The sequence below is a fragment of the Streptomyces sp. NBC_00569 genome (genome assembly GCF_036345255.1).
Lineage (GTDB): Bacteria > Actinomycetota > Actinomycetes > Streptomycetales > Streptomycetaceae > Streptomyces.
This window is the reverse complement of the sequence record NZ_CP107783.1, coordinates 8,001,501-8,027,717: the sequence shown is the minus strand read 5'-3', so window position 1 is coordinate 8,027,717 and position 26,217 is coordinate 8,001,501. Positions and strand designations below refer to the sequence as shown.

Here is a 26,217-nt window from a genome sequence, read left to right as displayed (position 1 = left end):
TTCCACAGCACGGTTACTGAACGCGGGGTCAGGGAAACCTGGCCCCGCGTTCTGCGTGTGTCGACCAGGTTTCGGTGCGGCCGATCGTTTTGCCAAGCATTAACTCCCACCCCTTGACGGGGCCTTGATGGCGTTTCCAAGATGTTCCTCATCGCGCAACTGGGCGTGCACTGCGCAACAGCAGAGGAGTTTGGTCGTGCCACATGAGGTCCGCGCCGTCGTCGCTGTGAAGAAGGGCGCACCCGTCGAGGTGCAGACGATCGTCGTGCCCGATCCCGGCCCGGGCGAGGTTCTGGTCAAGGTGCAGGCGTGCGGGGTCTGCCACACGGATCTGCACTACCGGGAGGGCGCCATCAACGACGACTTCCCGTTCCTGCTCGGCCACGAGGCGGCCGGCACCGTCGAGTCCGTCGGCGACGGGGTCACCGACCTCACCCCCGGCGACTACGTGGTGCTCGCCTGGCGCGCCCCCTGCGGCAACTGCCGTTCCTGCCGACGCGGCCGCCCCTGGTACTGCTTCGACTCGCGCAACGCGACGCAGCCCATGACGCTGCTCGACGGAACGCCGTTGAGCCCCGCGCTCGGCATCGGTGCGTTCGCCGAGAAGACCCTGGTCGCGGCAGGGCAGGCGATCAAGGTCGATCCTGCGGCGCGTCCCGAGGCCGCGGGCCTGATCGGCTGCGGCGTCATGGCCGGCTACGGCGCGGCCGTGAACACGGGCAACGTCCAGCGCGGCGACACCGTCGCCGTGATCGGCTGCGGCGGCGTCGGCAACGCGGCCATCGCGGGCGCCTGTCTCAACGGCGCACGCCGCGTCATCGCCGTCGACATCGACGACAAGAAGCTCGACCAGGCCGAGAAGTTCGGCGCCACGCACACGGTCAACTCCCGTGGCACGGACGCGATCGAGGCGGTGCGCGCGCTCACCGGCGGGTTCGGTGTCGACATCGCCATCGACGCGGTCGGCCGCCCCGAAACGTACAAGCAGGCGTTCTACATGCGTGACCACGCGGGCGTACTGGTGCAGGTCGGAGTGCCCGAGCCGGACATGACGCTGGACATTCCGCTCATCGACCTGTTCTCGCGCGGCGGCGCCCTCAAGTCCTCCTGGTACGGCGACTGCCTGCCGAGCCGCGACTTCCCGGTCCTCATCGACCAGTACCTCTACGGGCTGCTCGACCTGAACGGGTTCGTGACCGAGACGATCGCCCTCGACCAGGTGGAGGAGGCGTTCGCGAAGATGCACCGCGGCGACGTGCTGCGCTCGGTGGTGGTCCTGTGACCTCTGTGGCCCGCGCCGAACGCGTCATCACCTCCGGCACGTTCAGCCTGGACGGCGAGACGTTCGACGTCGACAACAACGTGTGGCTGATCGGCGACGACGAGGAGGTCCTGATCGTCGACGCGGCGCACGACGCGGGGTCGATCACTGCCGCCGTCGCCGGGCGCCGTGTCACCGCGATCGTCTGCACCCACGGGCACGACGACCACATCGGCGCCGCGGCCGATCTCGCCGGGGCGACCGGCGCCCCCGTTCTCCTGCATCCCGCCGAGCGCGCGCTGTGGGAGGCGGTGCACCAGGACCGCAAACCGGACGCGGAACTCACCGACGGGATGCTCCTGACCGTCGCCGGGGTCGATGTCCAGATCCTGCACACCCCCGGGCACTCCTGGGGCAGTTGCAGCCTCTACGTGCCGTTCCTCGACGCCGTGTTCACCGGCGACACCCTCTTCCACGGCGGCCCGGGCGCTACCGGGCGCTCGTACTCCGACGCCCCGACGATCACGGCGTCCATCCGCAGCCGGCTCCTCACCCTGCCGGGCGACACGGTTGTCCACACCGGCCACGGCCAGGACACGACCATCGCCGCGGAGCGCGCCAACATACCTGCCGTATAAGGCCATTCCACCCCCACCAGCAGGAGGAGGGGCATGTCCAGCACGCCCGAAAAGCCCGGAACATCCAGCCCTCGCGTCGTCGTCATCGGCGCCGGAATCGTCGGCTGCTCCCTCGCCGACGAACTCACGGCCCGCGGCTGGACCGACGTCACCGTCCTCGAACAGGGCCCGCTGCCGGCCCCCGGCGGGTCCACCTCGCACGCGCCAGGACTGGTCTTCCAGACGGGTCCGTCCAAGACCCTCACGGAGTTCGCCCGGTACACGGTGGAGAAGTTCAACACCCTTGAGGTGGAAGGACTTTCCTGCTTCAACCCCGTGGGCGGTCTGGAACTGGCGACCACCCCCGAACGCTGGGCCGATCTGCACCGCAAGGCCGGCTACGCCGCCTCCTGGGGCGTGCGCGGCGAACTCGTCAGCGCCGCCCGGTGCAAGGAACTGTGGCCCCTCATCGACGAGTCGGCCGTACTCGGCGGTTTCCACACCCCCGACGACGGCCTGGCCCGTGCCCTGCTCGCCTCCCGCGCCCAGATGGAACGCGCCCTCGAGCGCGGCGCCACGTTCCTCGACCGGCACACGGTCACCGGCATCGAGCAGGAGGACGGCCGGGTCACGGCGGTGGTCACCGACCGCGGCAGCTTCCCCGCCGACCATGTCGTCTCCGCCGCCGGATTCTGGGGCCCGGTGATCGGCCGCATGGCGGGCGTGGACGTCCCGCTCCTGCCTCTCGCGCACCAGTACGCGAAGACCAAACCCATGGCGGAGCTCGTCGGAGCCGACGACCCCCGCACGGAAGCCTCGAAGCCGATCCTCCGCTTCCAGGACCGTGACCTGTACTTCCGCGAGCACACCGACCGCATCGGCATCGGCAGTTACGCCCACAAGCCGCTGCCCGTCGATCCGTTCAAGATCCTCGACTACGACGCGGCCCGGGCGGGTGAGCTGGACATGCCGTCGTCGCTGCCTTTCACCGAGGAGGACTGGGCGCCCAGCTGGCAGGACTGCCGCCGCCTGATGCCCGCGCTGCGCGGGACGGAGATCGAAGAGGGCTTCAACGGCGTCTTCTCGTTCACGCCCGACGGGATGCCGGTCCTCGGCGAGACCCGTGCGCTGCGCGGATTCTGGCTGGCCGAGGCCGTGTGGGTGACGCATTCGGCGGGCGTCGCCAAGGCGGTCGCCGAGTGGATGGTCGACGGGCGGCCCACCGTCGACGTGCACGAGTGCGACCTCACCCGATTCGAGGACGCCCAACGCTCTCCCGCCTATGTGCACGACCGCGGGGCGCAGCAGTTCGTCGAGGTCTACGACGTCCTGCACCCGCTCCAGCCGGCGGAGCAGCCGCGCCCGCTGCGGGTGAGCCCCTTCCACGCCCGCCAGGAGCGGCTCGGCGCGTACTTCCTGGAGGGCGGCGGCTGGGAGCGTCCGCACTGGTACGAGGCGAACGCGGACCTGCCCACCGGTGACCTCCCCGAGCGCGACGCCTGGTCGGCCCGCTACTGGTCGCCCATCGCGGCCGCCGAGGCAAAGGCCACCCGCGAGAAGGTCGCCCTCTACGACATGACGCCACTGCGCCGCCTGGAGGTCACAGGACCGGGCGCCCTCGGCTTCCTCCAGCGCATGACGTCGAACAACCTCGCGAAGAAGCCGGGCGCGGTCACATACACACTCCTCCTCAACGAGGCGGGAGGCATCCGGTCCGACCTGACCGTCGCCCGGCTCGCGCCGGACCTGTTCCAGATCGGCGCGAACTCCCCCGCCGACCTGGACTGGCTCACCCGCCACGCGCCCGATGACGTGCAGATCCGCGACATCACCTCCGGGACCTGCTGCATCGGCGTCTGGGGCCCGCTGGCCCGCGACCTCGTCCAGCCGCTGACCCGCGACGACTTCTCGCACGAGGGCTTCGGCTACTTCCGCGCCAAGCAGACCTTCCTCGGCCACGTGCCCGTCACCGCGATGCGCCTGTCCTACGTCGGTGAGCTGGGCTGGGAGCTGTACACCACCGCCGACCTGGGCCTGCGCCTGTGGGACACGCTGTGGGAGGCGGGGCGGGAGCACGGCGTGATCGCGGCCGGGCGCTCGGCCTTCAACAGCCTGCGCCTGGAGAAGGGTTACCGCTCCTGGGGCCACGACATGACCGAGGAGCACGACCCGTACGAGGCCGGCGTCGGCTTCGCCGTACGCATGGATCGCGGTGACTTCCTCGGCAGGGCCGCACTGGAGCGGAAGGGCGGGCAACCGGCCCGCAGGCTCACGCCGCTCCTCCTGGACGACCCCGCGGCCGTCGTCCTCGGCAAGGAGCCCGTGCACGTCGCAGGAGGCGCCGCCGGTTACGTCACCAGCGCGTCGTACGGCTACACGCTGGGCCGCTGTGTCGCCTACGCGTGGTTGCCGCCGCTCGACGCCGGTACCGGTGTCCACATCGAGTACTTCGGCGAGAAGATCCCCGCGACGGTCGCCGACGAGCCCTTGTTCGACCCGAAGATGACCCGCATCCGCCGCTGACCACACGGAGGTTCGGACATGTCACCCACCTACGACGTGATCGTGATCGGCCTCGGCGGCATGGGCAGCGCCGCCGCCCACCATCTGTCCGCCCGCGGGGCGCGCGTGCTCGGCCTGGAGAAGTTCGGCCCGGTCCACAACCGCGGCTCCAGCCACGGCGGTTCGCGCATCGTCCGGCAGTCCTACTTCGAGGACCCGGCGTACGTGCCGCTGCTGCTGCGCTCGTACGAGCTCTACGCCGACCTGGAACAGGCCACCGGGCGCGAGGTCGCCACCCTGTGCGGCGGTGTCATGCTCGGTCGCGCCGACTCACGCACCGTCTCCGGCTCCCTGCTGTCCGCCGTGCAGTGGGACCTGCCGCACGAGATGCTCGACGCCCGCGAGATCCGCCGCCGCTTCCCGACGCTCACCCCCAGGGACGACGAGGTGGCGCTGTACGAGGAGCGGGCCGGTCTGGTGCGCCCCGAGAACACCGTCGCCGCCCACCTCCAGCTCGCCACCCGTCAGGAGGCCGACCTGCACTTCGAGGAGCCGATGACGCGCTGGGAGCCGTACAGGGACGGGGTGCGCGTCCACACGGCCGAGAACACCTACACGGCGGGCCGGTTGGTGATCTGCCCGGGGGCGTGGGCCCCGGAACTGCTGACTGATCTCGGGGTGCCGTTCTCGATCGAACGGCAGGTCATGTACTGGTTCCGGCCGACCACGGGAACCGCCCCGTTCCTCCCCGAGAACCACCCCGTCTACATCTGGGAGGACGCGGCCGGCGTCCAGGTCTACGGCTTCCCGGCCATCGACGGCCCCGACCTCGGCGCCAAGGTCGCCTTCTTCCGCAAGGGCGTCGAGTGCACCCCTCAGACCATCGACCGCACGGTCCACGACCACGAGGTCACGGCCATGGCGGAGCACCTGGCCGGTCAGATCCCCAGCCTGCCCGGGACCTTCCTCAAGGCCGCCACCTGCATGTACTCCAACACGCCCGACGAGCACTTCGTGATCGCCCGGCACCCCGCCCACCCCGAGTCCGTCACCGTGGCCGCCGGGTTCTCCGGCCACGGCTTCAAGTTCGTGCCCGTCGTCGGCGAGATCGTCGCCGACCTCGCGCTCACCGGCACCACCGCGCACCCCATCGACCTCTTCGACCCCAGCCGCCTGGGGCCTGTCCGGCGGACCACGCCGGAGCCGCGGGATCTGGCACGCACATCGGCGGCGTTGTCGTCGGTTGCCGACGCTCCGCGTTGACGCCCTCCTGCCCTGTGCAACTGCACGCACCGGACCTCGCTCACCAGCACGGACCATGTACGGCCACCCGCTTCCGGCCAGGTCCGCCGGACAGGCCCTACCGCCGCGCCCGCCTGAGGAGTACGCACGTGACGACGACCCCCATAGCCCCCAGCCTGATGGCCACGCTGCCCGGGCACTACTACACCGATCCGGAGATCTTCCGGCAGGAGCAGGAACGCATCTTCGAGTCGATGTGGTTCTGCGCCGTGCGATCCGCCGACCTCGACAGGCCGGGCGCGTTCCGCACGGTCCAGGTCGGCCGCGAGAACGTCCTCATCACCCGGTCCCGCACCGGCGAACCACGGGCCTTCCTCAACGTCTGCCGCCACCGCGGCGCCCGCCTGTGCACCGAGGAGTCGGGCCAGGTCCGCCGCAACCTCCAGTGCCCGTACCACGCGTGGACGTACGACCTCGACGGCAAGCTCATCGCCGCGCCGAACCTCGTGCAGATGCCGGACGTCGACCGCACCGAGTACGGCCTCGTCAAGGTCGCCCTGCGCGAGTGGCTCGGCTACGTCTGGGTCTGCCTGGCCGAGGAGCCGCCCTCCTTCGAGGAGACGGTGGTCGGCGCGGCCGTGGAACGGCTCGGCGACACGGCGTCGATCGAGCGCTACCGCACCCAGGATCTCGCCCTCGGCAAGCGCATCTCGTACGACGTGAAGGCCAACTGGAAGCTGATCGTCGAGAACTTCATGGAGTGCTACCACTGCGCGACGATCCACCCCGAACTGACCGACGTCCTGCCGGAGTTCGCGGACGGCTACGCCGCCCAGTACTACGTGGGCCACGGCGCCGAGTTCGGGGACGGCGTGCGGGGCTTCACCGTCGACGGCAGCGAGGGCTTCGGCCGGCTGCCCCAGGTCGCCGACGACCAGGACCGCCGCTACTACGCGATCACCGTGAAACCGACGGTCTTCATCAACCTCGTCCCCGACCATGTGATCCTGCACCGGATGTTCCCGCTGGCCGAGGACCGTACGGTCGTCGAGTGCGACTGGCTCTACGCGCCCGAGGTCGTCGCGTCGGGCGCCGATGTCTCCAAGTCCGTGGAGCTGTTCCACCGGGTCAACGCCCAGGACTTCGAGGCCTGCGAGCGGACCCAGCCGGCCATGGGCTCCCGCGCCTACCGGCGCGGCGGCGTGCTCGTCCCGACCGAGCACCACATCGGGATCTTCCATGAATGGCTGACCTCGAAGCTGGGCGGTGCCCATGCCTGACCTGTTCATCGGCGGCGTGTGGACCACCGCCCGGGACGGGCGGACCCGCGAGATCCGCTGCCCCGCGGACGGCTCGTTCGTCGCCGTGGTCGACGAGGCGGGGGCCAAGGACACCGCCGACGCGATCGCCGCGGCCCGCCACGCCTTCGACGAAGGCCCGTGGCCCCGGATGACGGCGGCCGAGCACGGCGACCTCCTCGTGCGGGTCGCGGACCTGCTCGTGCGCGACAAGGACGCACTGGCGCGCGCCGAGTCCCTGGATACCGGGAAGCGGCTGGTCGAGAGCGCGTACGACATCGACGACATCGCGAACTGCTTCCGCTACTTCGGGCGGCTCGCGGCCGCCGACACCGGACGCGTCGTGGAGACCGGGACGGAGGGCGCCGAGAGCCGGGTCGTGTACGAGCCGGTCGGGGTGTGCGCCCTGATCACCCCGTGGAACTACCCGCTCCTGCAGACCGCGTGGAAGGTCGCCCCGGCGCTCGCCGCCGGCAACACCTTCGTCCTGAAGCCGAGCGAGCTCACCCCGCACACTGCGATCCATCTGATGCGGCTCCTCGACGAGGCGGGGCTGCCCGCGGGCGTCGCCAACCTGGTCCTCGGCGCGGGCCCGGAGGCGGGCGCGCCGCTCGGCGACCATCCGGACGTGGACCTCGTGTCGTTCACGGGCGGTCTGCACACGGGACGGCTGCTCATGGCCGCCGCCTCGGGCTCCGTCAAGAAGGTCGCCCTCGAACTCGGCGGCAAGAACCCGAACATCGTGTTCGCGGACGCCGACTTCGACGCGGCCGTCGACATGGCGCTCACCGCGGTGTTCCTGCACTCGGGGCAGGTGTGTTCGGCCGGCGCGCGGCTCCTCGTGGAGGACTCGCTGCACGACCGCTTCGTCGACGAGGTCGTGCGGCGCGCCGAACTCATCAGACTGGGCGGCCCGTTCGACCCGGACGCGCAGACGGGGCCGCTGATCTCGGCCGCGCACCGCGCCAAGGTCGAGGCGTACGTCGCACGGGGCGTCGAGGAGGGAGCGGTGCTGCGCTGCGGCGGCGCACGGCCGGAGTCGGCCGCGTACGAGCAGGGCTTCTACTATCTGCCGACGGTCCTCGACGCGTGCACGAGCGGCATGTCCGTCGTCCAGGACGAGTCCTTCGGCCCGGTCCTGACCGTCGAGCGGTTCACCGACGAGGCGGAGGCGGTGCGGCTCGCGAACGACTCGATCTACGGGCTCGCGGGCGCCGTCTGGACCAGCGACGAGGGGAAGGCCGCGCGGGTGGCGGCCGGCCTGCGCCTCGGCACGGTCTGGATCAACGACTACCACCCGTACGTCCCCCAGGCGGAGTGGGGCGGCTACAAGCAGTCCGGCACCGGGCGCGAACTCGGGCCCTCGGGGCTCGCCGAGTACCGAGAGACCAAGCACATCTGGCGCAACACACGGCCCGTCGCGCAGGGCTGGTTCGGCGCGACGCCGGAGTGTTCTGAGGACGGTGACCCTTCATGAGCCAGGACGACAGCACGCAGGGGAGCCGGAGCGGGGACGACGCCGAACTCGCCGAGTTCGGCTACCGGCCCGAACTCAAGCGCACGCTGGGCAACTTCCACACCTTCGCCGCGGGCATCAGCTACATCTCCATCCTCACCGGCACCTTCCAGCTCTTCTACTTCGGATTCGCGAACGGCGGCCCCGCCTACTGGTGGTCCTGGCCGATGGTGTTCGGCGGCCAGTTCATGGTCGCCCTGTGCTTCGCCGAACTGGCCGCCCGCTACCCCGTCGCGGGCTCGGTCTACAACTGGGCGAAGAAGGTGGGCAATCCGCACATCGGCTGGCTCGCCGGGTGGATGATGCTGCTCGCCTCGGTCGTGTCGATCGCGGCCGTCGCGCTCGCCTACCAGCTGACCCTGCCGCAGATCTCGTCGTCCTTCCAGTTCATCGGGGACGGCACCGGCCCGTACGACGTCGCGACCAACGCCGTCGCCCTGGCCGCCGTACTGATCCTCTTCACGACACTCGTCAACGCCTTCGGCGTGAAGCTGATGGCGACCATCAACACGGCCGGCGTCTTCCTCGAACTGATCGCGACCGTCGTCCTGATCGTCCTGTTCGCGGTGCACATCGTGCGCGGCCCGCAGGTCGTGACGCACACGGCGGGGGCGGGCCACGGCCAGCCCTTCGGCTACCTGAGCGCGTTCCTCGTCGCGTCGCTGGCCTCCGCGTACGTCATGTACGGCTTCGACACGGCGGCCTCGCTCGGCGAGGAGTCCCTCGACCCGACGCGGGGCGCGCCGCGCGCCATCATCCGCGCGATCGTCGCCTCGTTCGTCCTCGGCGGGCTGATCCTGCTGCTCGCTCTGATGAGCGTGTCGAGCCTGACCGGCAAGAAACTGTCGACGGACGGCCTGCAGTACGTCGTCCTCGACGTGCTCGGCCCGACAGCGGGCAAGGCGATGCTGTGGTGCGTCCTGATCGCGGTCACGGTGTGCGCGCTCGCCGTGCACACGGCGGCGATCCGCCTCGCCTTCGCGATGTCGCGCGACAACAACCTGCCGGCGTCGTCGGTCCTCGGCCGGGTCAGCCCGCGCTTCAGGACACCGGTCGTCCCGGCCGTCGTCATCGGCGTCCTGGCGCTCGCGATCCTGGTCGTCAACATCCGTCAGCCGCAGATCTTCACCGTGGTCACCAGCATCGGCATCATCATGATCTACCTCGCCTATCTGCTGGTCACCGGCCCGATGCTGGTGGCCCGCCTGCGCGGCAGGTGGCGGCCCGCGGGCGACGGGAAGTTCTCCCTCGGCCGCTGGGGACTGCCCGTCAACATCATCGCCGTGCTGTGGGGCGGCGCCATGACCATCAACCTGATCTGGCCGCGCGCAGCCGTCTACAACGCCGCCGCCCCCTACCACTGGTACCTGCGCTGGGGAGCCGTCCTGTTCATCGGTGTGATCGCGGGCGGCGGCTTCGCCTACTACTGGTTCGTCCAGCGGCACCGCACCGGTGTCCTCGCCGAGCACGCGGCCCAGCCCGCCCCGCCCGATGAATCCGTCGCCCTGGAGGAGGTCACCACCCCGTGAACCAGCCCGTGAACCCTGATGTCTTCGACTACGTCGTCGTCGGCGGAGGCACCGCCGGAAACGTCGTCGCGGCACGCCTGTCCGAGGACCCGTCCGTCACCGTCTGCGTCCTGGAGGCGGGGCCGAGCGACGTCGGCGACGACAACGTCCTCCAACTGGACCGCTGGATGGCCCTGTTGGACTCCGGATACGACTGGGACTACCCGGTCGAGCCGCAGACCAGCGGCAACAGCTTCATGCGGCACGCGCGCGCCAAGGTCCTCGGGGGCTGCTCGTCCCACAACTCGTGCATCGCCTTCTGGGCGCCCGCCGAGGACCTGGACGACTGGGCGGCGGCGGGCTGCACGGGGTGGAGCGCCGCGGACGTGTTCCCGCTGTACAAGCGGCTGGAGAACAACGACGCCCCCGGGGACCACCACGGCCGCTCCGGCCCGGTGAGGCTGCGCACCCTCAAGGGCGCGGATCCGTGCGGCAGCGCGTTGCTCGCGGCCTGCGCCGAGGCGGGCATCCCGACCACGGCGTTCAACTCGGGCCGCACGGTGGTGCGTGGCGCCAACTGGTTCCAGATCAACTCCGACGAGAACAACATCCGGCAGTCGTCCTCGGTCGCCTATCTGCACCCGGTCATGGGCAAGCGGCCCAACCTGACGGTGCGGACCGGGGTACGCGCCAAGCGGCTCGTCCTCGAGGGCCGGCGCTGCGTGGGCGCCGAGTACCTCGACCCCGACCTCATCCACACCAGGACGGTGCGGGCCCGCCGCGAGGTGATCCTCTCCTGCGGCTCCATCGACTCGCCCAAGCTCCTCATGCTGTCGGGGATAGGCCCGGCCGGTCATCTGCGCGCGATGGGCGTGGACGTGCTCGTGGACTCCCCCGGGGTCGGCGAGAACCTCCAGGACCACCCCGAGGGCGTGATCATGTGGGAGGCGAAGCAGCCGATGACCACCACGTCCAGCCAGTGGTGGGAAGCAGGCATCTTCTACGACACCGAGCCCGGCCTCGACCGGCCCGACCTGATGTTCCACTACGGCTCCGTGCCCTTCGACATGAACACCGCGCGGTACGGCTATCCGACGTCGGAGAACGCCTTCTGCCTCACGCCCAACGTGACGCGCGCGAAGTCACGCGGCACCGTGCGGCTGCGCACCCGCGACTACCGGGACAAGCCTCTGGTCGACCCGCGGTACTTCACGCACGAGCACGACGCCCGCGTGATGACGTACGGGCTGAAGCTGGCGCGGCGCATCGCGGAGCAGCCCGCGCTCAGCGGCTGGGCGGGCGCCGAACTGGCTCCCGGACCCGATGTGCGCACCGACGACGAGCTGCTCGACTACATCCACAAGACGCACAACACCGTCTACCACCCTGCGTGCACGGTGAAGATGGGCGCGGACGACGACCCCTCGGCCCCGCTCGACGCGCGGCTGCGCGTGAAGGGGACCGAGGGCCTGCGCGTCGCCGACGGCTCCGTGATGCCGGACCTCGTCACGGTCAACCCGTGCATCACGACGATGATGATCGGCGAGAAGTGCGCCGATCTGCTGCGGGCCGACGCCTAGGGTCCACACGAGAGACCCTGACCGTCCGGTTCCGGGGCAGCCGGTTCCGGACCGGCCGACTCCAAATACGGTCGGCTCCAACTCGGTTGGCTCTAACTCGGTTGGCTCGCGGGGCGCTTGTACATGCGCGTCGCCGTGATCTCCCCGTGCACGGTCTCCTCGGCCGGGTCCTGCTGCGGCAGGCCCGGCCGCAGGTGCTCCTCGACGCTGATGTATTTCAGGCCGGCCCTGAGGTCCGCGTCGTTGCGCAACCTGATGACCAGCGGGAACTCGGCGAGGGCCGTCGTGTCGAACAGGCCGGTGGTGTACAGGAGCTGCACACCGAGCGCGTCCGACACGGCCCGCTGGAGTTCGAGCAGGTACGTGGCGTTGGCGCGGCCGATCGGGTTGTCGAGGAACAGCGTGCCCGCGTGCCGGTGCTTGTCGCGGCCCCGGTCGTTCGAGCGCAGGGCGGCCATCGTGCAGTACAGGGCGATGGCCGCGGTGAGCAGCTGGCCGCCGGAGAACACGTCGCCCATCTGTCCGACGGGGACCCGCTCGGCGCGCAGCACGGCGTCCGGCTTGAGGATCTCGACGGCGATGCCCTTGGGCTGGAGCGCGGCGGCGACGCCGCGCAGGAGCAGGGACATGCCGTCGCGGCGCAGGTCGGAGTTCTTCTTGACGGCGGCGCGGGTCGCCTCGTCGACGACCTCACCGAGCCGCTCCACGAGGGTCGCCTGGTCCGGCTCCTCGAAGCGGATGCGCACGAACTCCTGACCCGACCACTCGCCGAGCCCCTCCGGGAGGCGGGACAGTCGCTGGGCGGAGCGCAGCGTGGCGAGGGCCGACTCCACGAGCCCGCGCAGCCGGTCCACGATCGAGTCGCGGTTGCGCTCCAGCTGCTCCAGCTCGTCGGTCAGGACACGCAGCCGGGGCGCGAACGCATCGGCCCACTTCTGCGCGTGCTCCGGCAGCGACGAGGCGGGCAACTCGCGGATCTGCTGCCGGGCGGGCGTGCGCACCTGCTCGTAGCGCGTGGCGTTCGCATGCCGTACGAGGATGTCGCTCGCGTCGCGCACGGAGGCCTCGGCGGCGGACAGGTCGGCGGCGCACCCGCGCAGGGAGCGCCGGGCCTCGGCCGCCGCGTGCCGGGCCTCTTCGAGGGTGCCGGGGTAGGGCTCGGGCTCGTCCTGCTCGGGCTCGTGCCGGTCGGGGTGTTCGCGCAGCAGGTCCTTGAGGAGCGCGGCGGTCTCCTCGAAGCCGCCGGTCGCGTCCTCGGCGGCGCGGTGGGCGTCGAGGAGTTCGGTGTGGGCGGCGCGCGCCACGGTCAACGCATCGGCGCGCGCGGCCAGTTCGCCCGTGGCGGTGCGCAGGAGCGTCTGAGCGTGCTCGGCACCGGTCGGGACGAGGTCGTCGGGCAGCTCCGTGTGGGCGTCGTCACCGTCCCCGGGCGCGTGCCGCTCGGCCTCGCCGCGCAGGCGTCCGAGCTGCTCGCTCGCCGTGGAGACGCGGGCCTCCAGGATCTGGACCAGCTCGTCGGCGCGCGCCGCGGCGGCCTGCCGTGACGGCCCGTCGGAGCCGTCGGGGGACTCCAGGAGCTGGGCGGCGCGGGTGCGGACCTTGTTGCTGAGCCGGTCGAGCTCGGCGAGCGCGGCGCTCTCGTCGCTCTCCGCGCGGGCCTGCTCGGCGCGCAGGTCGGCGCCGACGCCGACCTTCTCGTAGACCTGGGATGCCGCGCGGTAGGCCTCGCGCAGGGCGGGCAGCGACGGCTTCGGCGCGGCGCTCCCCGAAGCGGGCTGCTCCGGGTCCGCCGGTACGTCGTCGGGTGCGCCGGCGATCTCCGCGCGTTCGGCACGCAGGGCGCGGGCGGTACGGCGGGCGTCGTCGGCGGCGCGCTGGGCCGCCCTGCGGTCCTCGTCGGCGGAGCGGGCGCGCTCCAGGCACGTCTGGGCGCGTGCCTCCGACTCGACGGCCTCATCGGCGAGTTCGCGCAGCTTGACCTGCCAGCCGGCGCGCTCGCGCAGCCGGAACGCGAGGCCCGCGAGGGCGTCGGCGACGCGCCGCGCACGCTGGGCCGCGTCCTGCCGCTCGTCGCGTACGCGGGTCGCCTCCACCGACGTCTCGTCGGCCTCGGCGCGGACCGTGCGGGCCTCGGCGAGTTCGGCCTCGGCCTCGTCGGCGAAGGCGCGTGCCTCCTGCGCGGCGGCGGCCAGTTCGGCGAGGCGTCCGGCCGGGCAGCCGGTGCGCCACGAGCCGATCCGGGCGGCGAGCTCCCGGTCCTTGGAGAGCCGGGCGGCCAGGGCGCGGATCTCCTCGTCGCGCTCCGTCGCGCGCGTGCGCAGCGCCTGCCGCTCCTCGTCGGCGGCGTGCTCGTCGTGCATCGCCGGGTTCGGCGGCACGAGGAAGACGCCGCTGTCGCCGGTCTCCTCGTGGGGTGTCGGGGCGAGCAGGGCGGCCGCCGTGCCCACGGCTACGGCGGAGCGGGGCAGCAGGGCGGCTCCGCCGAGGGCCTCGCGGGCCCGGGCGTGCGTGTCGGGGTCGGTGATGACGACGCCGTCGACGAGCTCGGGGCGTGCGGCGAGCACGCGCGCGTGATCCGCGGGATCGACGGCCTGGGCGAGGTAGCGCCAGCCGGGCAGGGCGGGGATGCCGTGCTCGCCGAGGAACTCGACGGTGGCGAGGACGTCGGGTCCCGGCGGCAGGAGCCCGCCGTCACCGAGCGCGCCCAGGATGCGGGCGTCGTCGGCCGCGGCCGTGCGCAGATCGAAGAGCTGGCGTTCGGCGGAGGCGACGCCGTCGTCGAGGAGTGCCTTGAGGTCGTCGGCCGCGCGGTCCAACTCCTCGGCGGTGAGCGGGGTTTCGGCGAGGTCGCGGGGGACGGTCGCCGCGCGGGCGCGAGCGGTCGTACCGCCGTCGGCCGCCGCGTCCCGGGGTGCGGGCACCGCCGCGGCGGGGATCCCCGGGGCACCGGACAGTCCGAGCAGCTCGGCGACGCGCTCCTCGCGCGCGAGGGCACCGGCGGCACGGTGCTCGGCCCCGTACGCGTTCTCGGTGGCCGTGGCGGCGTCCGCGGCGCGGGCCGCGGTGAGTTCGGCGCGGGCCTCGGCGCCCGCCGCCTCCCGGGCGTGCTCGCTCGCGCGCCGCGCGGCGTCACGCGCCGTGTCCCAGGCGGCGACCGTGGTCTTCTCCGCGTCGCTCGCGGCGAGCGCCGCGCGCGCGGGGTCTGCGTCGGGCGCCGTGTCGTCCAGCCAGCCGGCCCGTACCGCCTCGGCGGTCTCCTGCTCGACCTCGGAGAGCCGCTGCCGCAGGTGTCCGACCTCGCTGCGGGCACGCTGCGCCTCCGTCGCGGCGACGGTCGCGTCGCGGTGAGCGGTCTCGCCCGCCTCCTGGAGCGCGGCGGAACGCTCCTCGCCCTCGTTGGCCAGCTGCTCGGCGCTCTCGGCCGCTCCGTGCAGGGCGCGTACGAGGTCGGCGGCGGCCTTGGCGCGGGCGGCGAGGGCCGGGGCGGCGTCCCGCTCGGCCTCGCGAATGGCGACGGCCACGCGCGCGGAGCGGTCGGCGGCGGCGCGGTGGCGCAGGACCGCCTCGGCGGCCTGCCAGGCCGCGTGCAGGGTGCGCGCGTCGGCCAGCTCGCGCTTCTGTGCGGCGGCGGCCTTCTCTGCTCCGGCGAGTGCCAACGAGGCATGCCGGTACGCCAGTTCGGAGGCGATGAGGGCGCTGCGGCCACGGGCCTGCTCCGCCTCGCCGACGGTGTGCGCGGCGGCGGTGACCTGCTGGGCGAGGTCGGCGGCGCGGCCGCGCTCCAGGGCGGCGCGGGCGGCGAGCCTGCGCGCCAGCGTGCGGGTGCGGCGCTCGGCCCCGGCGTGCACGTCGCGCGCGCGTGCCCGGGTGTCCGCGGCGTCCACGATGCGGCCGAGGAGGTCCACGGAGCCGGCGGTGAACTCGCGTTCGGCGATCAGCTCGGCGCGCCGCCCCAACTTGTTGCCGAACCCACTGACCAGGTCGGCGAGCCCGTCCGTGTCCCGGGTGTCGGTGACGGCACGCAGGAGCAGGTCGGTGAAGTCGGAGTCCTTCTTGACGGCGAAGAGGCCGGCGGCCTCACCCTCGTCCGCGTTCATCTCGCGCTGGTAGCGGAAGAGTTCGGGGTCGAGGCCGAGGTCGCCCAGGTGCTCGTTCCACCGGTCGTGGATCTCTTCCCAGTGCACTTCCAGGTGCGGGTACGCCTTGCCCGCGTCCGTGAGCGCGTCCCGGAAACCCTTCATGGTGCGCCGGCGCCCCTGCGCACCCGACACGCCCTCGGCCGAGGCCCGTACGGCGGAGGACTCGGCGACGGGCAGCGAGTCCAGACTCATGCCGGGCCCGGGCCGCAGTGAGTACCAGGCCTCGGCGAACTTCCGCGGGTCGTTCGAGACCTGCCGCCCCCGCCACTCGCTGACCTTGCCGACGACGACGCACTCGCCGGTGAGGGTGTGCTGCCACTCCAGGGCCACATGCCCGCAGTCGTCGGCGAGCAGGAACTTGCGCAGGACGCCGGAGCTGGCGCCGCCGAGCGTGTTCCGGTGGCCCGGCAGCATCACGGAGAAGATCAGCTTGAGGAGGACCGACTTGCCGCCACCGTTCTCCAGGAAGAGCACGCCGGCGGGCGCGGGGCGGCGCGGCGGCCCGACGGGCTCGTCCTCGAAGAACTCCGCCTGGGTGGGCGCGGGGTCGGGCACGGGCTCGCCGACGCCCCGCAGGTCCAGGACGGTGTCGGCGTAGCGCGCACCGGCGGGCCCGATGGAGTAGAGGCGAATCCGGGACAGCTCGTACATGGCGGCGGGCTCTCGTCGTAGTAAGTCGGTACGGCGGTACGTCGTGGGGCGGTGGTGCGTGGCCGGTCAGGAGTGGAAGGGGAGTCCTGCGTCGGCCACGAGCTCCCCGTCGTCCTCGTCCGCGGGCGGCAGGAGGCTCGCGGAGCCGTCCGTGACGGGCACGATGCCGAGGTCCGCCAGCTCGGAGAGGGCCGCGGTGCCGGCCAGGTCGCGGACCTGGAGCTGGTAGCGGGCCGTGGTGCGGTAGGTGCCGCCCGAGTCGTCGCCGGTTCTCTGCAGGAACCCGGAGTCGGTGAGGAACGCGACGGCCTTGGCGACGATGCCGGTGGTGGATCCGGCGAGGCGGCGCGCGTCCTTCGTGGCGCCGGTCGAGCTGCGCCGGGCCCAGACGCGCCACGCGGCCTCGAGGCCCGGGGCGTCGGAGGCCGGGTCGGTGTTCTCGCCCTGTTCCTCGGCGCGCTCCTCCAGGCGGCGGCAGGCCTGGCGGACGAAGGCGTCCACGCCGTTGACCGTGACGCGGCCGATGTACCCGTCGTCGGCGAGGTCCTCGGGGCGCGGGAACGCCATGGCGGCGACGGCGAGGTGCGCGAGGCCGTGCAGGAAACGGTCGGTTCCGTCGGCGGACGTGCGGCGCGCGTAGTCGCCCATCCGGACGGCGAAGACTGAGTCCTCGGCCGCGGTGACCGCCATCCCCGCGCGCGTGGAGACCTCCAGGACGACGAGGCCGAGCCCGGCGGCGACGGCGTCGGCGAGCCGCGCGAACGGAGGGTCCTCGCGGTAGCGCCGCAGCAGCTCGGCGTACTCCTGGTCGCGGGCGGGCTGCAGTTTGGGCTGGAGGCCGAAGGCCACGAGCCGGGCCGCGTCGGCGGCGTCGGCCGGGGTGACGGGCGCGCCGGCCGCCGGAGCCTCGGAGGGCTCCGCCTCGCCCCACGCGGCGTGCTCTGCGGGGTGGTCGGTCACGGCTGGCGCTCCTTGGTCGGGTGTGCTGCGAAGCTCGGGTGTAGGTCGGTGGAAGCGTGCGGCACGGAGGCCCGGTGTGCTGTGATCGGCACTACGCGGCCTCCGTCCGGTCGGCCGCCATGCCCGCGGCGTCCAGCAGGGCCGTGCCGACGATGAGGTCGGCGCCGCCGAACTCGGGGTCGTCGAGCTCGGTGCCGTCGTCCACGGCGAACAGCAGCTTCTCCTCGCCCTGCCGGTAGGCCGTACCGACCGGCGGGCTGGCCGCGTGGACGGACAGCAGGGCGACCAGATACGGCAGTTCGGGGTCACGGCGCCGTGCGTCGGCGAGCAGTCCGGAGAGCCTGCGCGGCGCGTCGGAGGGGAGGTCGAGCAGCTCCATGGCGCTCGCGAGCTGTTCCTCGCTGAAGCGGCTGTCGTCCGGCGTCGCGATCAGGTCGGGCTCGGGCATTTCGACGCCCAGGTGTTCCCGCTCCTGGGGCGGCGTGAGCAGTATGTCGATGAGGTCCCCCACCCGTACGGACACGGGCGTGCGCATGCCCGCGCCGCGCGCGAAGAACGCGTCGGTGACGCGGCTCGCCTGCTCGACGGGCAGCGGGAGCAAGGGCGCGACGAGCTGCCCGTACAGGTCGAGGCCCGCGCGCGCGGAGGGCGCGGCGAAGGCCTGCCGGTCCTGCTCGGCGCGGAACAGCGGGCCCGCTTCGAGGAGGCGGGACTGCAGTTGCGTGTGGCGGCGGATGCAGTCCTTGACGATGTCGACGAGCTCGGCGGCCCGCCGCTTGTGCTCGGGGTCCTCGGACTCGTCGCGGGCCTTGCGGATGTTCGTGAGGATCGCGTTCTCGTGGCGGTACCGGTCGGCGACGTGGTCGAGCGCCTCAGCGATCATGTCCGGGACGGCGTTCAGCCAGTCCACCGCGCGGACGTTCCTCCGGGTCGCGTCCAGGGCCCTTCGGAGGGTCTCGGAGTACTGCACGGTCCGGTACCTGGCCTGCTCGGCGGCGAGCTGGGCGTCGGCGAGACGGCCTCGGCTGATCAGCACCTCCAGCTTCACCTCGGCGGCGATCTGGGCGCTGGTGACGTCGGTGTCGAGGGCGCCCACCAGGACGTTGACCGCTTCGTCCGTGGTGCGGAGGTAGACGCTGCCCCCGTAGCCGGGGACCTCCTCGATCAGCTTGAAGTCGTAGTCCCTGCGGACGTAGGAGCCGTCGGGCGCGAACGTGCCGTACACCGCGCGGAAGCCGCGGTCGACGCTGCCGACGTTGATCAGGTTCTCCAGGACCCAGCGGGCCACGCGCTCGTGCTCGGCGGCGGGGCGCCGCGGGGCCTGTGCACCGACGCGGGGGATGAGCCTGGCCACTATCTGCTCGTGGTCGGCGCCCGTGTCGAAGTCCATGTTGAGTGTGACGAGGTCGATGGCCGAGAGCGCCACCTCGGCCATGCCGTATCCGGAGTACTCGCCCGCGAGATTGGCCTTGCGCACGTCGAGGTCGTGCAGCGGCGCGGTGCAGGCGAGCGCGCGAAGGCGGCGCGCGAGCCCTTCGTCGGCGGCCGGGCCCGGTGCGGGCCGCGGCCCCGCGCTGAGCTGGGGCGGAACGGATTCCGTGGTGGCAGGCGAAGTCACGGAGCACAGACTAGGTCCTTGGTCTGACAACGGTCGAAACGGCGCAGAAGCGACCGCCCGTACCCCGGGCCCCGAGACCGCAGCGCCGCCGGGTGCGGAGCCCTCTGCGAGCCGTCAGCCGTCCGGCTGTTCGCCCTTGGCGACCCGCCGGCCGTACACGTCGACCAGGCCCTCGCGGGAGTCGTCCAGGTACTGGGCGAGCAGCCGCTCGGCGTCGTCTCGGCGCCCCGCCTCCAGGGTCTCGAGGATCTGCTGGTTGCGGGCGAGATAGGGCTCGTGCAGGCGGCGGGGGTCGTCCACGACGTGGAACGCGAGGCGCAGTTCGGCGAAGACGCTGCGCATCAGCTCGTCGGTCCGCGCGCTGCCCGCGAGCGCCACGAGCTCCCGGTGGAAGTGGATGTTGGCGGTGGAGACACCCTTCCACTCCCGCTCCTTCGCGGCTCGGAGCCCGTCGGAGACCGCGTCGGCCACCGCACCGAGGTCGTACGGGGGCCGGCCGAGGCCGCGTACGACGGCGCACTCGACGAGGCGGCGCGTGAGGTAGATGTCCTCGACGTCCTCGACGGTGAGTACACGCACGAAGACGCCTCGGTTGAGCTGGTGCACCAGGAGCCGCTCGTGGGTGAGCAGCCGGAACGCCTCGCGCAGCGTGTTGCGCGAGACACCGAGTGCGCCCCCGATGCTGTCCTCTGACAGCCGCGTGCCGGGCGGGAAGTACCCCTCCGCGATGCGGCTCCTGAGGATGTCCGCGACCCGCTCGGCGGTGCTGGTGCGCCCGAGGAGCGCGCGATCGTCCGCCAGTCCGTTCAGTTCGGCCACGCCCGAATTCAAGCGCAGATACCAGAACGAAACAACATGGGTACTGAGGGATCGTTCAACGATCCTCCACTTTGGCGGGCAGACGCGGATCCCCCCACGCTCCGCGTCCATCGGTTCAGCCCACTCAGGAAGCCCCCCTCTCCTCCTGCGAGGTGCCCATGACACGACCCCACCGCCCGACGCGGCAGTGCCCTCATCTCCCGCGCGCCCTGGTGAACTCCCGCCCTCGGAGGGCGCGTTCGGCTGGCTGCGCGATCTCGGCCCGCGCGGCCGACGCGCCTTCGGGGGCGCCTTCGGGGGCTATGCGCTCGACTCGTTCGACCACTTCACGCTGCCGCTGAGCATGGTCGCGCTCGCCGCGTACTTCGGGCTCGACAGCGGCCAGACCGGCCTGACCACGGTCCCGCTCGTCGTCTCCGCGATCGGCGGCGCCGTCGCCGGCGTCGTCGCGGACCGCATCGGCCGCGTGAAGGCCCTGCTGATCACGGTCGCCACGTACGCGGTCTTCACCGTGGCCTGCGGTTTCGCCCCCGATTACGAGACGCTGCCGGTCTTCCGCGCCCTTCAGGGCCTCGGCTTCGGCGGTGAGTGGGCGGTCGGCGCGATCCTCGTCGCCGAGTACACCACGGCCAGGAACCGTGGCCGCACCCTGGGAGCGGTGCAGAGTGCGTGGGCCCGGACACGCGCATCTCGGGGTGCCGCACTCCGGCGCGCTCGACCTCCCCGCCGCCCGCCTCGCCAACCGGCTCGTCGGCAACCCGCCCGCGGCCGCCGTCCTGGAGACCACCCTCGACGGATGTGCCGTACGGCCGCGTTGCGAGGTGACGGTCGCCGTGGTGGGCGCGCCGTGCAGGGTGACCGTGGACGGACGGCCGGTCGCCTGGGGCGCGCCCGTACGGATCCCGGCCGGGGCGCTCCTCGACCTCGGACCCGCGCTCTGCGGGGTACGCAGTTACGCGGCGTTCGCCGGTGGGGTGGCCGTCGAGCCGGTCCTCGGCAGCCGGTCGACCGACCTGCTCTCCGGGCTCGGCCCGGCCCCCCTCGCGGACGGCGCGGTGCTCCCCCTGGGCACGGTGTCGACGGTGCACGCGCGCGTGGACATAGCCCCGCAGCCGGGGCCGCCGCGTGAGTTGGTGCTGCGTGTCTCGCTCGGGCCGCGCGCGGACTGGTTCGCTGCGGCGTCCCTGCGCGCGCCGACCACACGCGCGTACCGCGTGTCGTCGGCGAGCAACCACATCGGCCTGCGAACGGAAGAGCCGCCCCCGTTCAGGGCGTCGGAGGGCGAACTCCCCAGTGAGGGAATGGCCCTTGGGGCCGTACAGGTACCGCCGGACGGCAGGCCGGTCGTGTTCCTCGCCGACCACCCGACGACGGGCGGCTGTCCCGTGGTCGCGGTCGTACGCCGGGAAGACCTGCCCGCCGCGGCACAGGCGACCCCGGGCACACCGGTCCGTTTCGTCGTTTCGTCCCGGTGGCGGGCCGCTGACGGGTAGCCCTCTCAGCGACCACCGACCCCCGGGACCGGATCCGCCCACCATCACGTCACCTCACGCGCCAACCGCCCTCACGCCGCGTCCGCCTGTTCCACGGCCGCCAGCGCCGCGAGCGCCGAGCTGGACGCCCGCAGGTCCAGACGGGCGCTGGTGCCACGTGCCCGGTGGCGCAGCTCGTCCGCGGCGAGGGTGAGGAGCTGGGGCAGCAGGTCGGTGCACCGCCGTGCGACCCAGCCCGTGCCGGCCGTGGCGAGCCACAACAAGCTCGCCGAGCGCGTGGGCGCGGGCCGTTCGGGCTGCGGCGACGGCGGCGTGCCCTGGGCGTGCCCGTCGGCCGCGAGCAGGGCGTGGAACCGCGCGGCGAGCATCCGGTGCCCCCGTTCACCGGGGTGCAGCCGGTCCGCGCTCCACATGGAGCGGTCGGCGACCCATGCCCCCTCGGCCGCGTGCAGATGCACGGCGCCGTAACGCTCGGACAGGGCGTGGACGACCGAGTTCACCGCCTGCTGGCGCCTCGCGAGAGGCCGGCCGAGCAGCCCGGGCAGCCCCAGCATCGTGCCGGGGTCGGGCAGGCACGCCGTGAGCAGGACCGCGCCCTGTTCCGTGAACGCCGCGTACACGTGGTCGAGGCGGGCGGCCACGGCGTGGATGTCGAACGTGCGGCGCAGGGTGTCGTTGACGCCGACGAGGACGGAGGCGATGTCGGGCCGCAGAGCGAGCGCCTGGGGCATCTGCCGGGCGAGGACGTCAGATGTCTGGGCGCCGCTCGCCGCGAAGTTGTGGAACTCCACGGGTGTGCCGTCCGGGGTGAGACCGGTGGAGAGCAGCTCGGCCCAGCCGCGCCAGGCGCCTCCCACCGGGTCGCCGACCCCTTCGGTGAGTGAGTCCCCGAGCGCGACGAACCGCAGTACCGCGCTCATACGGCATCCCGCCCGGTCACCCGTATCGGCACGTCGACCGTCCCCCGCAGAGAAACGTCCGCCGTCCCCCGCAGAGGCACCTCGGCCCTCACCCGTACCGCGTCATGCGCCTGCAGGAAGGCGTCCACCGCGGCGCCCCACCCGAAGCACTCCGCACGCGCGCGTGCGGCCTCGCGGCGTTCGTCCCGGGGCCGTGCGACGAGTTCCGTCACCGCGACGGCGAACGCCTCACCGGTGTCCTGTGCGACTCCCCCGGCGGACCCCACGACCTCGGGCAGCGCGGACGACGCGCTGGCGACGACGGGTGTGCCGCAGGCCATCGCCTCGAGCGCGGCGAGCCCGAACGTCTCCGCGGGTCCCGGCGCGAGGCACACGTCGGCGGCGGCCTGCAACGCCGCAAGCCGCCCGCGGTCCGCGACGTGCCCGAGGAACCTCACCGGCAACCTCCGTGCGCGCGCCTGCTGTTCGAGCCGGGCCCGCAACGGCCCGTCCCCGGCGACGACGAGTACCGCCTGCGTCCCCCGGCGACGGAGGGCGGCCAGCGCGTCGAGTGCGGTCCCGGGCCGCTTCTCCACGGACAGACGCGAGCACAGGACGAGCAGCACCTCACCCACGCGCGCGTACCGCTCCCGCACGGCGGGGTCCCGCAGGCCCGGGTGACAGCGCTCCAGATCGACGCCGAGCGGGGCGCGTACGACGTTGCGTGCCCCGATGCGGATGAACTCGCGTTCGGCGTACTCGGTCGTGCACACCACGCGCGCGTAGGCGTGCGCGGTGCGGGAGTTGAGCGCGTCGGCGGCGCGCAGGGCGACCTTCTCGGGCAGCCCCCAGGTCCGCAGGACGCCGTCGGCCGTCTCGTGGGACACCATCACGGCGGGCACCCGGGCACGCCGTGCCCACTCCCCTGTCCACCTCAGGGTCGTACGGTCGGACACCTCGATCCGGTCGGGGGCGAGACGCTCGAGCAGTTCGGCCACGCGCCGCCGGTCGGTGAGGACCCGGTAGCCCCCGGTGCCGGGAAGCAGCGTCCCCGGCAGCGTGATGACGCGGCCCTGCGCGCTCTCGTGCTCGGCGGCCCGCTCCCCCGGCACGATCAGGACGGGCTCGTGCCCGGCGGCGCGGTAGCCGGCCCCCAACTCCCGCAGGGCGGTCCGCAGCCCGCCCGATGCGGGCGCGACGAAGTTGGCGAGACGCACGATCCGCAGCCCGCTCATGCCGCCACCGCCGTCCGCGCGTCGAGGACGTCTTCGTAGTGGCCGACGAGCTGGTCACCGACGGCCGCCCAGGTCCGCCCTTCGACCGTGCTGCGGCCGGCTGCCCCGTAGGCGAGACGGCGCAGCGGGTCCTCGGCGAGCGACCAGACGGCGTCGCGTACGGCGGCCGCGTCGCCGGGTGCCACGAGGAGCCCGGTCCTGCCGTGTGCGACGAGGTCCAGCGGCCCGCCGGCGGCGGGCGCGATCACCGGCACGCCGCTGGCCATGGCCTCCTGCACGGTCTGGCAGAACGTCTCGTAGGGCCCCGTGTGGGCGAAGATGTCCAACGAGGCGAAGATGCGGGCGAGTTCGGCACCGGTGCGGCGGCCGAGGAAGACGGCGCCGGGGAGTGCCTCGCGCAGGCCGGGCTCGCTGGGGCCGTCGCCGACGACGACCACGCGCACACCGTCGAGGGCGCAGGCGCCTGCCAACAAGTCGACTTGTTTCTCGGGGGCGAGCCGGCCGACGTAGCCGACGATCAGCTCTCCGTCAGGGGCGAGCTCGCGCCGCAGGGCCCCGTCGCGCAGGTCGGGCCGGAAGCGGACGGTGTCCACCCCGCGTGGCCAGAGCCGCACGCGCGGCACCCCGTGCACCTCAAGGTCGCGCACCGCGGCGCTGGACGGGGCGAGTGTGCGGTCGGCGGCACCGTGGACGCTGCGGATCCGCCGCCAAGCGGTCGCCTCACCGGCCCCCATGTACGTACGCGCGTAACCGGCGAGGTCGGTCTGGTAGACGGCGACGGCGGGGATCCGCAGCCGTGACGCGGCGGCCATGCCGCGCACGCCGAGGATGAACGGGCTGGCCAGATGGACGAGTTCGGCGCCGTGCGCGGCCACGGCGGCGGCGACCCGGCGGCTCGGCAGCGCCACCCTGACCTGCGGGTAGCCCGGCAGGGGCAGGGACGGCACCCGTATGACGGGGCAAGGGGCGTCGGTGTCGGCGTCAGGGCCCGGCGCGGTGGCCGGGGCGATGACGAGGGGATCGTGACCGCGGGCGGCGAGGTGCCGGGCGGTCTGCAGGGCGCAGTGAGCCACACCGTTGATGTCGGGGGGAAAGGACTCGGTGACGATGACGACACGCATACCGGTGTTGTCGTCGCGTCGAGCGTGGCCACGTCAACGTGGATCTTTCCTGGCGAGGAACGTCCCATGAGCGTTGGCCCTCGCCCGCCGGCGGCCGGGAGGCAGCGTCCTTCGAGCGTTGCCTCCCGGAAAGCCGCCGGTCACAAAGCCGTCGCGTCCGGTCCTATTCTGCTGCGCACCGCGGTCTGCACCTCGGCCTCCTCGGCCGGGTCGGCGGCGAGTCTCCGGAGCTGGTCCACGACGCGCGCGTCGCCCGTCTCCGCGTGGCGCGCGGCGACCTCACGGGTCGATTCCTCGCAGTCCCACAGGCATTCGACGGCGAATCCGGCGGCGAAGGACGGGTCGGTGGCGGCCAGGGCCTTGGCGGCGTGGCCGCGCAGATGGGACGAGGCGGTCTCTCTGTAGACGTGGCGCAGGACGGGGGCGGCGCAGGCGATGCCGAGGCGCCCGGCCCCGTCGACCAGGGGCCACAGTGTCGGTGCGTCGGCGCCTTCGCCGCGCACCGCCTCGCGCAGTGCGGCCAGGACCAGTTCGGTGTCCTGGGCGCCGCCGCGGCAGGCGAGCATGCGTCCCGCGGCGGCGCCGAGGGCGTCGGGCCTGGGGGCCCAGCGGCGGGCGCGCTCCAGAGAGGCGACCGTCCGCATGCGTTCGAAGGCGTCGAGGGCGGCGTCCACGACAGCGTGCGAGGGACTCTCCACGGCGGCCTCGATCAGATCGAGTACGTCGGGATCATGGGCGTCGGCGAGATAGCGCAGTGCCGTGCTGCGGGCGCCGTCATGCCCGGTGAGCGCGGCCTGGACGATCTCGGCCCTGTCGCCGGGTCCGGCGACGGCGGTCAGGCAGCGCGCGGCGGGCACGTACAGGACGGCTCCCCGTTCGAGGCCTTCCTGGGCCCAGTCGAAGACGGCCCGCACGCTCCACCCGGGGCGTGGCCCGGAGGGGCGCATCTGGCGCTGCCACTGGTCGAAGGAGCCGCGTTCCTGAGCGGCGCGCACGCGGGCGCCGATGGCTTCCCTGGGGTCGTCGGCCCACAGCCGCCAAGGGCGCGGTTCGAAGGCGTCGCGCACGGCGGCGGCCAGTTCGGCGTCGCCCTCGGCGCCCTCGGGGAATCTGTCGAGGATGGGGGCGGCGAGCACGCGCAGACCCGCGTCGTCGTCGCGCAGGGCCAGCTCGTCGAGCGCCCAGGCCCAGCTGGACCCGAAGGCGGCGTAGCGGCGCAACAGCTCCAGGGCGTCGCGCCTGCCGTACGAGGCGAGGTGGCCGAGGACCGCGAGCGCGAGGCCCGTGCGCGACTCGTCCGTATTGAGGACGTCGTCGGGGTCGAAGAGGTGCCGCTCGATCTCCCCGAGCTCTCCGTGGAGGTCGAGGTAGAGACGGGCGTAGTACAGCGAGCGGTTCTCCACCTGCCAGTCGTGGCGGGGGTCGCTCAGCACACAGTGATTGAGAGCCGCGAGCGCTTCGGCGCGCGGCGCCGTCAGCGCGTGCAGGGTGCCGTCGCCACGGCCCCTCTGCAGCAGGCCGAGCAGCGTACCGCTGGGCGCTATGACCGGATCGAACATGGGAAACAGCCTCACATCAAGCGTCGACGCAACCGGGGGAACTGCACTACCTGGCCGCGCGACAACACTGCGGGGCGCCCGCCGTCTCTTGCTTGCTGTAGACCATCTTCCTCTGCCTCTCGTCTGTGGCCCGAATCGGACCGTTCACGGCCCACGCGGTGTGGCACCATCTGCCCCGCCGTCGCGTCCGTAAATCACG

General features: G+C 72.7%; 17 protein-coding genes and 1 pseudogene. 10 read left to right on the top strand and 8 right to left on the bottom strand.

Going from position 1 to position 26,217, the window contains the following annotated elements; all coding sequences use genetic code 11:
* The first annotated feature begins 196 nt into the window (after positions 1-196).
* The 8 genes from OHO83_RS36145 (at position 197) to OHO83_RS36110 (ending at position 11,524) form a co-directional block, all read left to right on the top strand.
* Entirely contained in the window at positions 197-1,282 is a 1,086-nt protein-coding gene (locus OHO83_RS36145; RefSeq protein ID WP_266668250.1) for an S-(hydroxymethyl)mycothiol dehydrogenase, read from the top strand.
* Positions 1,279-1,899, top strand: coding sequence for an MBL fold metallo-hydrolase (locus OHO83_RS36140; RefSeq protein ID WP_330280310.1), 621 nt, complete (start codon positions 1,279-1,281; stop codon positions 1,897-1,899). The genes OHO83_RS36145 and OHO83_RS36140 overlap by 4 nt, the downstream gene beginning before the upstream one ends.
* Positions 1,900-1,932: 33 nt before the next feature.
* Positions 1,933-4,401 carry a GcvT family protein gene (locus tag OHO83_RS36135; protein WP_330280309.1) on the top strand — a complete coding sequence of 823 codons (2,469 nt, stop codon included), beginning with the start codon at positions 1,933-1,935 and terminating at the stop codon, positions 4,399-4,401.
* Between the two features lie 18 nt (positions 4,402-4,419).
* The gene (gene solA / locus OHO83_RS36130) at positions 4,420-5,643 is read left to right on the top strand and encodes an N-methyl-L-tryptophan oxidase (protein WP_266668255.1); all 1,224 of its coding nucleotides are present in this window, start codon (positions 4,420-4,422) and stop codon (positions 5,641-5,643) included.
* A 158-nt stretch (positions 5,644-5,801) separates the two neighbouring features.
* Positions 5,802-6,902, top strand: a complete 1,101-nt coding sequence (locus OHO83_RS36125; protein ID WP_382517183.1) for an aromatic ring-hydroxylating oxygenase subunit alpha — start codon at positions 5,802-5,804, stop codon at positions 6,900-6,902.
* The gene (locus OHO83_RS36120) at positions 6,895-8,397 is read left to right on the top strand and encodes an aldehyde dehydrogenase family protein (protein WP_266668257.1); all 1,503 of its coding nucleotides are present in this window, start codon (positions 6,895-6,897) and stop codon (positions 8,395-8,397) included. The genes OHO83_RS36125 and OHO83_RS36120 overlap by 8 nt, the downstream gene beginning before the upstream one ends.
* Positions 8,394-9,965, top strand: a complete 1,572-nt coding sequence (locus tag OHO83_RS36115) for an APC family permease (protein ID WP_266668258.1) — start codon at positions 8,394-8,396, stop codon at positions 9,963-9,965. Before OHO83_RS36120 ends, OHO83_RS36115 begins: the two co-directional genes overlap by 4 nt.
* Positions 9,966-9,973: 8 nt before the next feature.
* Positions 9,974-11,524, top strand: a complete 1,551-nt coding sequence (locus OHO83_RS36110) for a GMC family oxidoreductase (RefSeq protein ID WP_266676188.1) — start codon at positions 9,974-9,976, stop codon at positions 11,522-11,524.
* Positions 11,525-11,616: 92 nt separating this feature from the next.
* Here the strand turns inward: OHO83_RS36110 and OHO83_RS36105 are convergent, their stop codons facing one another.
* The 4 genes from OHO83_RS36105 to OHO83_RS36090 form a co-directional block, all read right to left on the bottom strand.
* Positions 11,617-16,314, bottom strand: a complete 4,698-nt coding sequence (locus OHO83_RS36105) for a hypothetical protein (protein ID WP_330280308.1) — start codon at positions 16,312-16,314, stop codon at positions 11,617-11,619.
* A gap of 66 nt (positions 16,315-16,380) precedes the next feature.
* On the bottom strand, positions 16,381-17,274 hold the full coding sequence (locus OHO83_RS36100; RefSeq protein WP_266668261.1) for a hypothetical protein: 894 nt from the start codon (positions 17,272-17,274) through the stop codon (positions 16,381-16,383).
* Between the two features lie 91 nt (positions 17,275-17,365).
* The gene (locus tag OHO83_RS36095; protein ID WP_329436132.1) at positions 17,366-18,892 is read right to left on the bottom strand and encodes a hypothetical protein; all 1,527 of its coding nucleotides are present in this window, start codon (positions 18,890-18,892) and stop codon (positions 17,366-17,368) included.
* Positions 18,893-19,006: 114 nt separating this feature from the next.
* Positions 19,007-19,711, bottom strand: a complete 705-nt coding sequence (locus OHO83_RS36090) for a GntR family transcriptional regulator (RefSeq protein ID WP_266668265.1) — start codon at positions 19,709-19,711, stop codon at positions 19,007-19,009.
* Positions 19,712-19,856: 145 nt separating this feature from the next.
* Here OHO83_RS36090 and OHO83_RS36085 point away from each other — a divergent pair.
* Both OHO83_RS36085 and OHO83_RS36080 read left to right on the top strand, forming a co-directional pair.
* Positions 19,857-20,387: pseudogene (locus tag OHO83_RS36085) on the top strand (MFS transporter); the annotation flags it as partial.
* On the top strand, positions 20,377-21,204 hold the full coding sequence (locus OHO83_RS36080) for a biotin-dependent carboxyltransferase family protein (RefSeq protein WP_330280307.1): 828 nt from the start codon (positions 20,377-20,379) through the stop codon (positions 21,202-21,204). The pseudogene OHO83_RS36085 and the gene OHO83_RS36080, both read left to right, overlap by 11 nt.
* 71 nt (positions 21,205-21,275) lie before the next feature.
* Here OHO83_RS36080 and OHO83_RS36075 read toward each other — a convergent pair whose 3' ends face one another.
* From OHO83_RS36075 to OHO83_RS36060, 4 genes are all read right to left on the bottom strand, one after another.
* A complete protein-coding gene (locus OHO83_RS36075; protein ID WP_266668267.1) occupies positions 21,276-22,124 on the bottom strand; it encodes an SGNH/GDSL hydrolase family protein in 849 nt (282 codons plus the stop codon).
* Positions 22,121-23,338: a glycosyltransferase gene (locus tag OHO83_RS36070; protein WP_330280306.1), complete on the bottom strand. Its 1,218-nt coding sequence runs from the start codon at positions 23,336-23,338 to the stop codon at positions 22,121-22,123. The genes OHO83_RS36075 and OHO83_RS36070 overlap by 4 nt, the downstream gene beginning before the upstream one ends.
* A complete protein-coding gene (locus OHO83_RS36065; RefSeq protein WP_266668271.1) occupies positions 23,335-24,459 on the bottom strand; it encodes a glycosyltransferase family 4 protein in 1,125 nt (374 codons plus the stop codon). The genes OHO83_RS36070 and OHO83_RS36065 overlap by 4 nt, the downstream gene beginning before the upstream one ends.
* 140 nt (positions 24,460-24,599) lie before the next feature.
* Complete coding sequence (locus tag OHO83_RS36060; RefSeq protein WP_266668273.1) at positions 24,600-26,018, bottom strand: HEAT repeat domain-containing protein; 1,419 nt, start codon at positions 26,016-26,018, stop codon at positions 24,600-24,602.
* Positions 26,019-26,217 lie beyond the last annotated feature (199 nt).

What these genes read in the sequence shown, in the direction of transcription:
- OHO83_RS36120 (WP_266668257.1), top strand. Translation starts at nt 6,895, where the DNA reads ATGCCTGACCTGTTCATCGGCGGCGTGTGGACCACCGCCCGGGACGGG.
- OHO83_RS36075 (WP_266668267.1), bottom strand. Translation starts at nt 22,124, where the DNA reads ATGAGCGCGGTACTGCGGTTCGTCGCGCTCGGGGACTCACTCACCGAA.
- OHO83_RS36115 (WP_266668258.1), top strand. Translation starts at nt 8,394, where the DNA reads ATGAGCCAGGACGACAGCACGCAGGGGAGCCGGAGCGGGGACGACGCC.
- OHO83_RS36125 (WP_382517183.1), top strand. Translation starts at nt 5,802, where the DNA reads ATGGCCACGCTGCCCGGGCACTACTACACCGATCCGGAGATCTTCCGG.
- OHO83_RS36060 (WP_266668273.1), bottom strand. Translation starts at nt 26,018, where the DNA reads ATGTTCGATCCGGTCATAGCGCCCAGCGGTACGCTGCTCGGCCTGCTG.
- OHO83_RS36065 (WP_266668271.1), bottom strand. Translation starts at nt 24,459, where the DNA reads ATGCGTGTCGTCATCGTCACCGAGTCCTTTCCCCCCGACATCAACGGT.
- OHO83_RS36135 (WP_330280309.1), top strand. Translation starts at nt 1,933, where the DNA reads ATGTCCAGCACGCCCGAAAAGCCCGGAACATCCAGCCCTCGCGTCGTC.
- OHO83_RS36105 (WP_330280308.1), bottom strand. Translation starts at nt 16,314, where the DNA reads ATGTACGAGCTGTCCCGGATTCGCCTCTACTCCATCGGGCCCGCCGGT.
- solA (WP_266668255.1), top strand. Translation starts at nt 4,420, where the DNA reads ATGTCACCCACCTACGACGTGATCGTGATCGGCCTCGGCGGCATGGGC.
- OHO83_RS36070 (WP_330280306.1), bottom strand. Translation starts at nt 23,338, where the DNA reads ATGAGCGGGCTGCGGATCGTGCGTCTCGCCAACTTCGTCGCGCCCGCA.